Source organism: Herbiconiux daphne, from assembly GCF_024979295.1.
Lineage (GTDB): Bacteria > Actinomycetota > Actinomycetes > Actinomycetales > Microbacteriaceae > Herbiconiux > Herbiconiux daphnes.
This window is the reverse complement of record NZ_JANLCJ010000001.1, coordinates 813,245-826,452: the sequence shown is the minus strand read 5'-3', so window position 1 is coordinate 826,452 and position 13,208 is coordinate 813,245. Positions and strand designations below refer to the sequence as shown.

At 72.9% G+C, this 13,208-nt stretch carries 10 protein-coding genes; 3 read left to right on the top strand and 7 right to left on the bottom strand.

Features of this window, described 5'->3' with window-relative positions; all coding sequences use genetic code 11:
- Window positions 1-69: 69 nt before the first annotated feature.
- From hutI to hutH, 5 genes are read right to left on the bottom strand one after another with little or no spacing between them, the layout of a single operon-like run.
- Window positions 70-1,281, bottom strand: coding sequence for an imidazolonepropionase (hutI, locus tag N1032_RS04225; protein ID WP_259537658.1), 1,212 nt, complete (start codon window positions 1,279-1,281; stop codon window positions 70-72).
- Window positions 1,278-2,927 carry a formimidoylglutamate deiminase gene (locus N1032_RS04220; protein WP_259537656.1) on the bottom strand — a complete coding sequence of 550 codons (1,650 nt, stop codon included), beginning with the start codon at window positions 2,925-2,927 and terminating at the stop codon, window positions 1,278-1,280. The genes hutI and N1032_RS04220 overlap by 4 nt, the downstream gene beginning before the upstream one ends.
- Window positions 2,924-4,312: an allantoate amidohydrolase gene (locus N1032_RS04215; protein ID WP_259537654.1), complete on the bottom strand. Its 1,389-nt coding sequence runs from the start codon at window positions 4,310-4,312 to the stop codon at window positions 2,924-2,926. The genes N1032_RS04220 and N1032_RS04215 overlap by 4 nt, the downstream gene beginning before the upstream one ends.
- Entirely contained in the window at window positions 4,309-5,982 is a 1,674-nt protein-coding gene (gene hutU, locus N1032_RS04210) for a urocanate hydratase (protein ID WP_259537638.1), read from the bottom strand. The genes N1032_RS04215 and hutU overlap by 4 nt, the downstream gene beginning before the upstream one ends.
- 55 nt (window positions 5,983-6,037) lie before the next feature.
- Window positions 6,038-7,627: a histidine ammonia-lyase gene (gene hutH, locus N1032_RS04205; RefSeq protein WP_259537636.1), complete on the bottom strand. Its 1,590-nt coding sequence runs from the start codon at window positions 7,625-7,627 to the stop codon at window positions 6,038-6,040.
- A 98-nt stretch (window positions 7,628-7,725) separates the two neighbouring features.
- Between hutH and N1032_RS04200 the strand changes: the two genes are divergently transcribed.
- On the top strand, window positions 7,726-8,502 hold the full coding sequence (locus N1032_RS04200) for an IclR family transcriptional regulator (RefSeq protein ID WP_259537634.1): 777 nt from the start codon (window positions 7,726-7,728) through the stop codon (window positions 8,500-8,502).
- Window positions 8,503-9,279: 777 nt separating this feature from the next.
- Here N1032_RS04200 and N1032_RS04195 read toward each other — a convergent pair.
- Window positions 9,280-9,801 carry a gamma carbonic anhydrase family protein gene (locus N1032_RS04195; protein ID WP_259537632.1) on the bottom strand — a complete coding sequence of 174 codons (522 nt, stop codon included), beginning with the start codon at window positions 9,799-9,801 and terminating at the stop codon, window positions 9,280-9,282.
- 19 nt (window positions 9,802-9,820) lie between these two features.
- Window positions 9,821-11,509 (bottom strand): Na+/H+ antiporter, encoded by a 1,689-nt coding sequence (locus tag N1032_RS04190; RefSeq protein WP_259537630.1) that lies wholly within the window; start codon window positions 11,507-11,509, stop codon window positions 9,821-9,823.
- A gap of 45 nt (window positions 11,510-11,554) precedes the next feature.
- Here N1032_RS04190 and N1032_RS04185 point away from each other — a divergent pair, with 45 nt between their 5' ends.
- Both N1032_RS04185 and N1032_RS04180 read left to right on the top strand, forming a co-directional pair.
- A complete protein-coding gene (locus tag N1032_RS04185; protein WP_259537628.1) occupies window positions 11,555-11,956 on the top strand; it encodes a DUF3592 domain-containing protein in 402 nt (133 codons plus the stop codon).
- Window positions 11,957-11,972: 16 nt separating this feature from the next.
- Window positions 11,973-13,193, top strand: coding sequence for a low temperature requirement protein A (locus tag N1032_RS04180; RefSeq protein WP_259537626.1), 1,221 nt, complete (start codon window positions 11,973-11,975; stop codon window positions 13,191-13,193).
- Window positions 13,194-13,208: the final 15 nt, after the last annotated feature.

Below are 13,208 nucleotides of genomic sequence, written 5' to 3'. Positions count from 1 at the left end.
TGGGCGGCGGGGGGGTGTCACGCCGCTTGGCGGTGGGGGGGTGTCACGCCGGATGGCGGTGGCGGGCTGTCAAGACGATAGGCGGCGGCGCACGCCGTGGCGCCAGACCGCGCTGACGAGAGGAACCCCCGGGCGGTAGGCGAGGTGGGCCACGGATGGCGCGTCGAGCACCTGAAGATCGGCGCGACCCCCGACGACCACCTGCCCCACCCCGTCGGCCACCGGATCGGGCCGGTCACCCGTGCGCGCACCGCCGCGGAGCGCGAGCGCGGCCCCGCGGGTCGCCGCCCAGACGGCCTCCTCGACGGTCAGTCCCATCTGCAGCACGGCGGTGGCGATGCAGAACGGCATCGACGTGGTGTAGGAGCTGCCCGGATTGCAGTTCGTGGCGAGGGCGATCGCGGCGCCGGCATCCAGCAGGCGGCGGGCCGGGGCGAAGGGCTGGCGGGTGGAGAGGTCGCAGGCCGGCAGCAGCGTCGCCACCGTGGAGCTCGCGGCGAGAGCGTCGACGTCGGCGGCCGACAGGTGGTTGCAGTGGTCGACGCTCGACGCGCCCAGGTCGACGGCGAGGGCGACGCCGCCGCTCTCGCCGAGCTGGTTGCCGTGCACGCGCAGACCCAGCCCGGCGGCGCGGCCGGCGGCGAGCACCTCGCGGCTCTCGTCGACGTCGAAGGCGCCGGTCTCGCAGAACACGTCGACGAACTGCACGAACGGGCGCACGGCGTCGAGCATCGGGCCGGTGACGAGGTCGAGGTAGTCGCGACGGTCGACCCCGACGGGCACGACGTGCGCGCCGAGGTAGCTGACGAGGTCGGCGACCCCGGCGGCCGCGCGTGCCGACCGCAGCTCGGTGGCGACGTCGAGGCCGTAGCCGGTCTTGGTCTCGACGAACGTGGTGCCCTGCACCTCGGCCTCGGCACGGAGTCGCCGTCCGCCGGCCTCGAGCTGCTCGGCGGTGGCGGCGCGGGTGGCGGTGACTGTGGTCTGGATGCCGCCCGCCGCATACGGGCGCCCGGCGAGCCGCGACTCGAACTCGGCCGAGCGATCGCCCGCGAAGATCAGGTGGGTGTGGCTGTCGACCCAGCCGGGAAGCACGGCGCGCCCCGCGACATCCGTTCGCGTGTCGGCGGCGGGGGCGCGGTGGGCGGGACCGATCCAGGCGATGCGGCCGTCGTCGCCGATCAGCAGGGCGGCGTCGCGCAGCCGGTTCGGTCCGCCGGCACCGGGCTCGTGCTGCTGGGTGGTGAGTTCGGCGATGCCGGTGATGAGCTCGGTCGTCATGCGGTGGGGGCCCTTCGGGTGGGGGTCGCGTCGGCGGGGCGGGGGTGGTCGTCGGGGTGGGGGCGGTCGTCGGGGTGGAGGCGGTCGTCGGGGTGGAGGCGGTCGTCGGGGTGGAGGTGGTCGTTGGGTCGGGGGCGGTCGCCCGGGTGGGGGCGGGCATCGAGGTGGGGGCTGGCATCGGGGTGGGGGCGGGCATCGGGGTGGGGGCGGTCGGCGAGGTGGAGGCGGGCGTCGAGCTCGGCGAGGGCGCCGTGGAGGAGGCTCGACGGGTGCACCCCCGAGGCGAGCCGGCCGTCGGCGACCGCGACGTGCCCGCCCACGATCACCCGGCGCACATCGGAGGCGGTCGCGGCGAGCACGAGTTGGGCCGGGTCGCAGCCGACCGTTCGCGCGGAGTCCGTCGCCACCTCCACCAGGTCGCACGGGTCGCCGACCCGCAGCGAGGCGCCACCGAGTCCGAGCGAGGCGTAGCCCGCCGACGTGCCCGCCGCGAGCAGAGCGGCGGGTGAGAAGCGTCCGCGGCGTTGCGACGCCAGCCGCTCGCCGCTCTCGAGCGCGCGCAGTTCGAGAAAGGGGTCGATGACGGCGTTCTGGTCGGATCCGAGCGCGATCGGGGTGCCCGCTGCGGCGAGCGATCGCGCCGGCCCGATTCCATCGCCGAGGTCGGCCTCGGTGGTCGGGCACATCACCACGGTGGCTCCGGATGCCGCGATCAGCGCGCGGTCGGCCTCGGTGAGGTGCGTGGCGTGCACCAGGCTGGTTCGCGCGCTGAGCGCACCCGCCTCGGCGAGCAGGGCGGTGGGCGTCACGCCGTAGGCGGCGAGGCAGTCGTCGTTCTCCTGCCGCTGTTCTGAGAGATGGATGTGCAAGGGCACGTCGCGGAGCAACCCGGCGACGATCTCGCGGATCGCCCCCGGCGACACCGCCCGCACCGAGTGGATGGCGGCACCGAGAGCGACCGTGGCGGGCGCGGTGGTGCCGGTCGTCGCGCCGGGCGCGGTCGTCTCGCCGGTCCCGGGCCCCCCGGAGCCGTGCGGCCCAGCCACGTCGGCCGCGAGCGCGTCGCGCAGGGAGTGCCAGCGCTCCAGCCACGCGGCCGCCGATCCGTCGCTGAAACGCTGTTGCCCGGGCTCGAGCGCCCGGCCGATGCCCCCCTCGAGGTAGCAGGTGTCGAGCAGGGTGAGCCGGATGCCGGTCTCGCGCGCCGCCCGCACGAGCGCGAGCTCCATCGCGTGCGGCTCGTCGTAGCCGCGGCCGTCGGGCCGGTGGTGCACGTAGTGGAACTCGCCGACCGCGGTGTAGCCCGCCGCCAGCATCTCAACGAAGACTCCGCGCGCGAGCCGGTGGTAGAGCGCCGGGTCGAGCGCGGCCGCAACCCGGTACATGCGCTCGCGCCAACGCCAGAAGTCGCCGCCCTCGTCGTGGGTGCGACCGCGCAACGCCCGATGGAACGCGTGCGAGTGGGCGTCGCCGAATCCCGGCAGCACCGTGCCCAGCACGACATCGGATGCCTCGGCCACCGCCCCCGGAACGAACGCCGTGATGGTGCCGCCGGCGTCGTGCTCGATGCGCACCGATCGGTGGGTGGCGGCATCCGCCCCGCCCGTGACGACGGTGTCGCACCAGAACGCCCCCGCGCCGGTCACAGCAGCGACCTCAGCAGCGTCTCGAGCGCCTCGACGCCGGCCACGCAGTCGTCGGCCTCGGCGAACTCGTCGGCGGCGTGCGAGATGCCGGTCGGATTGCGCACGAACAGCATTGCGCTCGGCACGACCGGGGCGAGCACTCCGGCGTCGTGGCCGGCTCCCGACGCGAGCACCGGCACGCCGCCGAGCACCGCCGACAGCTCGCCGCTCAGCACACGATCGAACGTGACCGCGTCGGCCCACGATTCTTCCGCGATGGCGGCCGTGACGGCGCCGACGTGCGATGCGACGCGGCGCACATCGCGGCCGGCATTCCGGTCGGCGTCCCGGCGAGCGTCGCCCCGAGAACGGAGGTCGTGGCCCTCGTCGGCGCCGGCGTCGAGGCCGAGCTCGTCGCTGATGCGCGCCACCAGCTGCCGCACCTCGTCTTCGGTGGTCGCCCGAGCATCCAGCCAGGCCGTGACCGTCGACGCGATCACATTAGTGCCGCCGGGCACTACCTCGATGCGCCCCACCGTTGCGCGGGGCTCCGCCCCGACACCGCCACCCGCACCCGCGCCCATGCCGGCCGCCGCACCCGCACCGCCGCCACCCGCACCCGCACCCGCACCCGCGGCGAGCGCCGCCCGCTCCACCGCCACGATCGCGCGCCCGGCCGCCGCCATCGGGTCGCGGCGCCCCTGCATCGGCGTCGCGCCCGCGTGATTGCCCTCGCCGCGGAAGGTCAGGCGCCACCGACCGTGCGCGAGGATCGACGACGCGAGCGCGAGCGGCTGCCCCAGATCGATCAGTCCCCGCCCCTGCTCCACGTGCAGTTCGATGAACAGCCCGATGCGCCCCAGGGCTTCGCGGTCGACACCGAAGCCCGACGGGTCGAGCCCCGCACCGCGCGCCGCCTCGGCCAACGAGACGCCCTCGGCGTCGACGAGCGCTCGCGCCCGGTCGGCGTCGAGCTGCCCGGTCATCAACCGCGAGCCGAGGCACGCGACCCCGAACCGCGATCCCTCCTCCTCGGCGAACACCACCACCGCGCACGGCCGCGAGGGCCGGAATCCCGAGGCCCGCAGCCGGCCGATCGCCTCCAGCGCCGACACCACGCCCAGCGGTCCGTCGAAGGCTCCCCCGCCCGGCACCGAGTCGAGGTGGCTGCCGGTGACGACCGCGTCCGGTCCGGGGGCACCCCACCACGCCCACAGGTTGCCGTTCCGATCGGTCTCGACGTCGAGGCCGGCCGCGCCGGCACGCGCCACGAACCACGCCCGCAGCTCGAGGTCGGCTGGCTGCCAGACGTGCCGCGAATACCCGCCGCGCCGCGCATCCCGCCCCACGTCGCGAATCTCGTTCAGCCCGGCCAGCTCGCCGTGCGCGAGCAGCGCGGCGCTCACTCGCCCTCCTGCATCGGCACCCGCAGCCCCCGCTCCTCCGCCACCTGCACCGCACGCGGGTAGCCCGCATCGACGTGCCGCATCACGCCGGTGCCCGGGTCGTTCACGAGCACCCGCTCGATCTTCTCGGCGGCCAGCGGTGTGCCGTCGGCCACCACGACCTGCCCCGCGTGGATCGACCGCCCTATGCCGACGCCGCCACCGTGGTGCAGCGACACCCACGTCGCCCCCGACGCGGTGTTGAGCAGCGCGTTCAGCAGCGGCCAGTCGGCGATCGCATCCGACCCGTCGGCCATGCCCTCGGTCTCACGGTAGGGCGACGCGACCGACCCCGAGTCGAGGTGGTCGCGGCCGATCACGATCGGCGCGCTCAGTTCGCCCGACGCGACCATCTCGTTGAACCTCAGTCCCGCCAGGTGACGCTCCTGGTAGCCGAGCCAGCAGATGCGTGCCGGCAGACCCTCGAAGTGCACCTTCTCGCCGGCGGCGGTGATCCATCGCCGCAGCTTGTCGTCGTGCGGGAAGAGCTCGAGGATCGCCCGATCGGTCGCCGCGATGTCGGCCGGGTCGCCCGAGAGCGCCACCCACCGAAAAGGCCCCTTTCCCTCGGCGAACAGCGGCCGGATGTAGGCCGGCACGAACCCCGGAAAGTCGAACGCCCGCGCATACCCGCCGAGCTCGGCCTCGGCCCGGATGGAGTTGCCGTAGTCGAACACCTCGGCGCCGGCATCCTGAAACCCCACCATCGCCTGCACCTGCGCCGCCATCGACGCCCGCGACCGCTCGGTGAAGCCCTCGGGATCGGCCTCGGCCGCGCCCCGCCACTCGTCGAGCGTCACGCCGAGCGGCAGATAGCTCAGCGGATCGTGCGCCGACGTCTGATCGGTGACGATGTCGATCGCCACCCCCCGCGCGAGCAGCTCGGGGAACACGGATGCCGCGTTGCCCACGAGCCCGATCGACACCGCCCGGCGCTCAGCCTTGGCCCGCAACCCGCGTTCGATCGCCACGTCGATGTCGTCGGTCACCTCGTCGAGGTAGCCGTGCTCGACCCGTCGCCGGAGCCGCGCCGGGTCGACGTCGACCACGATCACCGCCCCCTCGTTGAGCGTCACCGCCAGCGGCTGCGCGCCGCCCATGCCTCCGGCGCCGCCGGTCAGGGTGAGCGTTCCGGCCAGGCTGCCCCCGAACGACTTGTCGGCGATGGCCGCGAAGGTCTCGTAGGTGCCCTGCAGAATGCCCTGGGTGCCGATGTAGATCCAGCTGCCGGCGGTCATCTGCCCGTACATCGTGAGCCCAGCGGCCTCGAGCCGCCGGAACTCCGGCCAGGTCGCCCAGTCGCCGACCAGGTTCGAGTTGGCGATGAGCACCCGCGGCGCCCACTCGTGCGTGCGGAACACCCCGACCGGCTTGCCCGACTGCACGAGCAGGGTCTCGTCGGCCTCGAGTCCGGTGAGCGTGCGCACGATCGCGTCGTAGGCCTCCCAGCTGCGCGCGGCCTTGCCGGTGCCGCCGTAGACGACCAGGTCGTCGGGCCGCTCGGCGACCTCGGGGTCGAGGTTGTTCATCAGCATGCGCAACGGCGCCTCGGTCTGCCAGCTCTTCGCGGTGAGGGTTGTGCCGCGTGCGGCGCGCACCGGGCGGGGGCCCGAGGGAACAGGAGCGGTCATCGGCGGCAGCCTTTCGAGGGTCGGCGGTCCGGCCGCGGCGGCCGGGCGGGGTGGTTCATGCGAGTTCTCCGATGCGACCGGATGCCGCGCGCAGCAGCTCCCCGCCGCTCACGAGGTGCACGCTCGCCTCGATCTCGGGCGACAGGAATCGGTCGGGCCCGGGCCCCTCGACCGCGCCCCGGAGCCGCTCGACCACGGCTCCCGTGGCGGGCCCGGGCTCGAGCGGCGCCCGCAGGTCGAGGCCGCGGGCGGCGGTCATGATCTCGATCGCGAGCACCCGGGTGAGCCCGTCGATCGTGCCGCGCAGCTTGCGGGCCGCGTGCCAGCCCATCGACACGTGGTCCTCCTGCATCGCCGACGAGGGGATGGAGTCGACCGAGGCCGGGGCCGCGAGCCGCTTCAGCTCGGACACGATGCCGGCCGAGGTGTACTGCGCGATCATCAGGCCGCTGTCGACCCCCGCGTCGTGCGCGAGGAAGGCCGGCAGGCCGTGGCTGCGCTTCGGGTCGAGCAACCGGTCGGTGCGGCGTTCGGCCATACTCGCGACATCCGCCATCACGATGGCCAGGAAGTCGAGCGCGTAGGCGACGGGGGCGCCGTGGAAGTTGCCGTTCGACTCCACCCGGCCGTCGGGCAGCACCACCGGATTGTCGATGGCGGCCGCGAGCTCGCGCTCGGCCACCAGGCGCGCATGCGCGAGCGTGTCGCGGGCCGCGCCGTGCACCTGGGGTGCGCAGCGCAGCGAGTAGGCATCTTGCACCACGGTATGCTCGGGGCCCTTGTGGCTCGCGACGATGGGCGAACCGGCGAGGAGACGGCGCAGGTTCGACGCGCTGGCGGCTTGGCCCGGGTGCGGGCGCAGCGCGGCCAGGTCGGCGGCGAAGGCGGCATCCGTTCCCATCAGGGCCTCGACCGACCTGGCCGCCGACACGTCGGCGGTGCTCAGCAGGCGTTCGAGGTCGTCGATGGCCAGGCACAGCATGCCGAGCATGCCGTCGGTGCCGTTGATGAGCGCGAGACCTTCTTTCTCGGCGAGCACGACCGGGGTGAGACCGGCATCGGCCAGCGCGTCGGCGGCCGGCCGCTCGCGCCCCGAGGCGTCGCGCACGGTTCCTTCGCCCATCAGCGCGAGTGCGCAGTGCGCGAGCGGCGCGAGGTCGCCCGAGCAGCCGAGCGAGCCGTACTCGCGCACCACCGGGGTGATGCCGGCGTTCAGCAGGCCGGCATAGAGCTCGGCGGTCTGCGGCCGGATGCCGGTGCGCCCGGTCACGAGGGTCGACAGGCGCAGCAGCATCAGGGCGCGCACGGTCTCGCGCTCGACCTCGGCGCCCGACCCCGCCGCGTGCGAGCGCACCAGGCTCTGCTGCAGCTGGGCGCGCTTCTCGTCGGCGATGAACGTGGTGGCGAGCGCGCCGAACCCGGTCGAGATGCCGTAGTGGGGCTTCTCGTCCGACGCGAGGGCGTCGATGACCGCCCGGCTGCCGGCGACGGCGTCGAGGGCGTCCGGATCGATCTCGATCGGCGCGCCGTGCCGGGCGACCGCGACGACGTCGGCCACCGACACCGGGCCGGTGCCCACCACGGCAGGAGCGACGGATGCCGCGGCGGCGGTGCGGAGCGTGGTGGAGAGCGTGGAGAGCGACATGAACCCATGCAAGTGCTTTGCGGCCGCGGGCGGTGGTGCCTGGCTATGCTCGTGTCTCGGATACGAGACAATCGAGCGAGGGCGAAGGAGAGGCGCACATGGTCGACGAGGTTCCCGCGGCGCGCAGCACCCTGCGCATCCTGAGCTTCATGGCGGCTCAGCGCGGCCCGGTGGCGGCCTCGACGATCGCCACGGCGCTCGAGCTGCCCCGGTCGAGCGTCTACAAGCTGCTCGGAGTGCTCGAGCAGCACGGCTTCGTGCTGCACTTTCCCGAGCTGCGGCGCTACGGCGTCGGCATCGCGGCGTTCGAGCTGAGCTCGGGTTACTCCCGGCAGGCGCCGCTCGCCCGGCTGGGCAGCCCGATTCTCGCGACCCTGGTCGACAAGATCGGCGAGAGCGCGCACCTCGCCGTGCTGCACGGGCGCGACGTGCTCTACATCGTGGAGGAGCGCGCGCCCCGGCGGCCGGCGCTGGTGACGGATGTCGGCGTGCGACTTCCGAGCCACCTCACCGCGAGCGGTCGCGCGTTGCTGGCGGCCCTGCCGGCCGCCCAGGTGCGGGCGCTCTTCCCGGATCGCGCCGCCTTCGCACACCGCCTCGACACCCCTCAGCACCCCGGCATCGAGACCTACGGTGCGCTCAAGCGAGTGCTGGCGGGCGTGCGCGAGCAGGGCTTCGCCACCGAAGACGGCGACGTCACCGAGGGCATCGCGTCGGTCGGCGTCGCCGTGCGCGACCACGCCGGCTGGCCCGCCGCCGCCATCGCGGTCACCTTCCCGACCGCCGCGATCGAGCAGTCCGCGTGGCCCGCCCTGGCCCACGACGTGAAGCACTTCGCGGCCGAGCTGACGCGGCGCATCCGGGGGCTGTACTAGTTGCCGGCGCGGCCGTGCTTCGCGCGGCTGCGCCGGGTCGCGCCGGTCCCTGCCCGGCGCGACGCGACATGTGAGCGCGCGGTCGCTGGCGCGGCCGCACGCTCACCCTGGGTCGTCGAGTACGGCCCGTTGCGTGCAGTGCCGCACTGCGGCCGCGGGCCGCACAGTGCCGCGGGTGGGCCGCACAGTGCCCTGGGTGGCTGGCGTTCGGCGGATGCGGAGCCGTTCCCACCCCCGCGAGAAGTCAAAACTCGGTGCAAAACGGGCGGGAATGGAACGGAAAGTGACTTCTCGGCGAAGTGGAACGGTTCGGGAGGGCGGGCGGGGGCCAAGCGGTTCGGGAGGGCGGGTGGGGGCCAAGCGGTTCGGGAGGCCGGGCGGCGCGAAAGACTGGGGGACTCGGGGCATCCGGGGCTCGTGTAGCGACGAGCACCCGCCCCCACACCCACGCACACTCCTACCCCCCACCCCCTTCCCCCGAGATCCTCCACCCACTCCCGAGAAGTCAAAATTCGGAGGAAAGAGGGCGGGAATGGAACGGAACGTGACTTCTCGGCGAGGTGGGACGGTTCGGGAGGCCGGGCAGCACGGCGCGCGAGGCCGGGTGGCGCGGGCGGCTACGGGAAGCGGGGCATCCGGGGCTCGTGTAGCGACGCGCACCCCGCCCTCACACCCACGCGCACTACCCCCTCTCCCTCACCCCGAGTTCCTCCACCGACCGCCGCGGGGATGGAACGATAAGTGACTTCTCGGCGAGGTGGAGTGGGGCGGGGCGGGTCAGGGGGCGGGGCGGTGAGCGGCGGCGTGGGCGGCGCTGAGGCGGAGGTAGGTGGCGGCGTTGCGCTCGATGGCCTGGCGTTCTTCGGGGGTGAGGTCGCGGCGCACCTTGGCGGGCACGCCGGCCACGAGTGATCCCGGGGGCACGACGGTGCCCTCGAGCACCACGGCGCCCGCCGCCACGAGTGACCCCGTGCCGATGACCGCGCCGTTCAGCACGGTCGCGTGCATGCCGATCAGGCACGAGTCCTCGATCGTGCAGCCGTGCAGCACCGCGCCGTGACCCACGCTCACGCCCGCCCCGATGCTCGTGGGCTTGCCGGCGTCGCAGTGCACCACCACGTTGTCCTGCAGGTTCGACCCCTCGCCGAGCGTGATCGCGTCGGTGTCGCCCCGCACCACCGCGCCGTAGAACACGCTCGATCGCGCCGCCAGCGTCACCGCCCCCACCACCACGGCGGTCGGCGCGAGCCACGCGGATTCGTCGATCGTGGGGGTCGTTCCGTCGAAAGTGACGATCATCGAGGTGCCTCTCCTGGCGTCAGAGCCGGTTGCCGAGGCGCGACACGATGGCGGCCTCCTGGTAGTCGAGCTGCTCGAGGAACTCCCGGGCCGCGTCGTCGTCGAGCTTGTTGTGGTTGCGTTCGTCGACCACCGCATCGCGCTGCGCCTGCAGCACCCGGCGGTAGAGCGCGCCGAACGCGCGGCCCTCGGTGCTCGACCCGTCGGGCTCGGCGTCGCGCTCGGTGTGCTCGGTGCGCTGCTCGACCACGCGCGAGACCTGGGCGATGAGCGCGGGCGAGACGCCCTTCGGCGGCTCCTTCACGAACTCGTCGAACACCTTCGAGGCGGCGGCCCGAGCCACGGCGTGGGCGTGCTCCCGCTGCTGCTTGTCGAACTCGTCCTGCGTCGGGTCGCTGAGCTTGAGGGCCTTGATCAGCGACGGCAGTGTGAGCCCCTGGACGAGCAGCGTGCCGACGGCAACGATGAACGCGATGGCCTGGATCTCGGCGCGGCCGGGGAACGGATCGCCGTTCGACAGCACGAGCGGCACACCGGCGGCGGCCGCCAGGGTGACGACACCGCGCATGCCCGTCCACGACACCACGACGCTCTCGCGCCAGTTGAGGAACACCGGGAACTGGCGCGGCCGCCGGCCACGCGCCACCCGCGCCTCGTTCTTCACCCGCAGGCGTTCGCGCAGGCGCTCGTCGCGGTCGTACGTGCGGCGCAGGAGCCGGTCGGTCAGGGTGTGCCGTCCGAACGACAAGAACACCCACACCGGCCTGATCAGCAGCACCACCAGGAGAATGAGCGCGCCCGCCCCGAACACGAACCACACCGACTGCCCGGCTTCCTGCAGGTCTTGGATCACGAACCGCAGCTGCAGCCCCATGTAGGCGAACACGAACGCCTCGAGCAGCACGTCGAGCGAGCTCCACACCTGCCGCTCCTGCAGCCTCGTGGAATAGCGCGCACGGCTCGAGCTGCCACCGATCGCGAACCCCGCGGCGACCACGGCGAGAACCCCGGATGCCCCGAGCTGTTCCGCGAGCAGGTAGGCGGCGAAGGGCACGATGAGTCCGAGCACGGTCTCGAGGCCCGAGTCGTTCAGCAGGCGCCGGATCATCGTGGCCACCGTCGCCAGCACGAGCCCGGTCACGATCCCGACCACCGAGCTGTAGAGGAACAGCAGCACCGGGTTCTCGACCAGGGTGTGCGTGCCCACGACCGCGGCGACCGTGATCGAGAACAGCGTCAGCGCCGCGGCGTCGTTGACGAGGCTCTCACCGGTGAGGATCGACATGACCCGTTTCGGCAGCCCGAGCTTGCGCCCGATGGCCACCGCCGCCACGGCATCCGGAGGCGCGACGATGGCGCCGAGCACCACAGCGGTGCTGATGGTGAGCGTCGGCACGATCCAGGCCGCGAACAGCCCCACCACCAGCGCCGTCACGATGACGAGCCCCACGCCGAGACCGAGGATGGGCCGCAGATTGCGCACGAACGAGACGAACGAGAAGTTGAGGGCGGCCGAATAGAGCAGCGGCGGCAGCACCAGACCGAGGATGATGTCGGAGTCGAGTTCGAGCCTCGTGAACCCCGGGATGAACGAGGCGGCGAACCCCACGAGCGTGATCACGAGCGCGGGCTGCAGGCCCCGCCGCTGGGCGATGCCGGTCACCGCGATCGCCCCGACGATCACGAGAAGGAGTTGGACGCCGTTCACCGTGCCACTCTATCCGCCGCGCTTTTGCCCAATAGGGTGTGAACCATGGATGATCCGATCGGCGCGGTGTCGTTGATCTCGGAGCTCTTCAGCTGGATCGGTCTGGGCGCGGGCGCGGTCATGCTCGTGATCGGCCTGCTGCGCGGCGCGTACTTCCGCGGCTGGAGCGAGACCCTCGGCGTCGTGGTCGTCAACGCGAACGGCGATCTCGCCTACCGCTGGCTCGGCGAGGACGGGCTGCTCTACGAGGCCCCCTCCATCGACGACGACAGCCAGGTGCTCGAACCGGGCGACGACGTGACCGTCTACGTCAGCCCGCGCGATCCGGCCGTGGGGCGCATCGACGATCCCCGGCACGAGGGCCGGGCGCTGCGCACCACCGGCTGGATCCTGCTCGCGCTCGGCGCCGCCGCCGTGGTGCTGCAGTTCGTGCTGCTGTTCGGCTGACCCTAGGCTTGCCCCCATGGCGAAGAAGTCCGTTCCGCATGCTCTGAGCGGCCTCGTTCCGGTGGTGCGGATGCGTGCCCGCAGCATCGAAGAGCCCGGCCGGGTCTCCAGCCCGCTCGAGCTGCTCTTCGACCTCACCTTCGTGGTGGCGGTGTCGTCGATCGTCACGCAGCTGGCGCACGCGATCGCCGAAGGCCACGTGGCGACGGCTCTGCCCAACTACCTGATGGTGTTCTTCGCCATCTGGTGGGCCTGGCTCAACTTCACCTGGTTCGCGTCGGCCTACGACACCGACGACGTGCCCTACCGGCTGCTCACCATGCTGCAGATGGGCGGCGTGCTCGTGCTGGCCGCGGGCGTGCCCAGCGCGTTCGGCGAGGGCGACTACGGGCTCGTGACGCTCGGCTACTTCATCATGCGGCTCGCCCTCGTGGCACAGTGGCTGCGCGCGGCGGCGCAGGATCCCGACGGCCGCACCACGGCGCTGCGCTACGCCCTCGGCATCGCGGTGGTGCAGGCGCTGTGGATCGTGCGGCTGTTCACCACCCAGGGCCTTCCGTTCGGCGGGCAGGTCGCCGTGTTCGCGCTGCTCGCGGTGGCCGAGATGGCGGTGCCGCCGTGGGCGGAACGGCACCGTCGCACCAATTGGCATCCGCATCACGTGGCCGAGCGCTACAGCCTGTTCACGATCATCCTGCTGGGCGAGTCGGTGCTCGCCTCGAGCGAGGGCGTGCAGAGCATCGTGAGCGCCGGGTCGTCGTCGGGCGAGTTCGTGCTGATCGCGGCATCCGGTCTCGCGCTGCTGTTCGGGCTGTGGTGGGTCTACTTTCTCGAACCCGCGCACGAGGGGCTCGAGCGCAACCGCCGGCGGTCGTACTTCTGGGGCTACGGCCACTACGTGATCTTCGCGGCGCTCGCCGCGCTCGGCGCCGGACTCGAGGTGAGCGTCGAGGCGCTCGGCCACCACATCGAGGCGCCACCCGTGGCCGTGGCCTACGCGATCGCGATTCCGGTGGCGGTGTTCCTGGTGGCGATGTGGGTGCTCTACCGGCCGCTGCTCGGCCCGACGGTCATTCCTCCCGCGCTCTCCCTCGGCGCGGCGGTGGCCGTGTTGCTCGTGCCGCTGCTGACCGGAGCGGTGCCGCTCGCCGTCGTGGTGCTGCTGATCACCCTCGTGATCGCGGCCGTGATCGCCGTCACGATCGTGCTCCGCCGCCCGCCGACCCCGGCGACCTGAGGCCGCGGGGGCAAG

Bases quoted from the DNA above. Each gene is read 5' to 3' on its own strand.
- hutI (WP_259537658.1), bottom strand. From the start codon at position 1,281: ATGACGACCGAGCTCATCACCGGCATCGCCGAACTCACCACCCAGCAG.
- hutU (WP_259537638.1), bottom strand. From the start codon at position 5,982: ATGACCGCTCCTGTTCCCTCGGGCCCCCGCCCGGTGCGCGCCGCACGC.
- hutH (WP_259537636.1), bottom strand. From the start codon at position 7,627: ATGTCGCTCTCCACGCTCTCCACCACGCTCCGCACCGCCGCCGCGGCA.
- N1032_RS04200 (WP_259537634.1), top strand. From the start codon at position 7,726: ATGGTCGACGAGGTTCCCGCGGCGCGCAGCACCCTGCGCATCCTGAGC.
- N1032_RS04195 (WP_259537632.1), bottom strand. From the start codon at position 9,801: ATGATCGTCACTTTCGACGGAACGACCCCCACGATCGACGAATCCGCG.
- N1032_RS04185 (WP_259537628.1), top strand. From the start codon at position 11,555: ATGGATGATCCGATCGGCGCGGTGTCGTTGATCTCGGAGCTCTTCAGC.
- N1032_RS04180 (WP_259537626.1), top strand. From the start codon at position 11,973: ATGGCGAAGAAGTCCGTTCCGCATGCTCTGAGCGGCCTCGTTCCGGTG.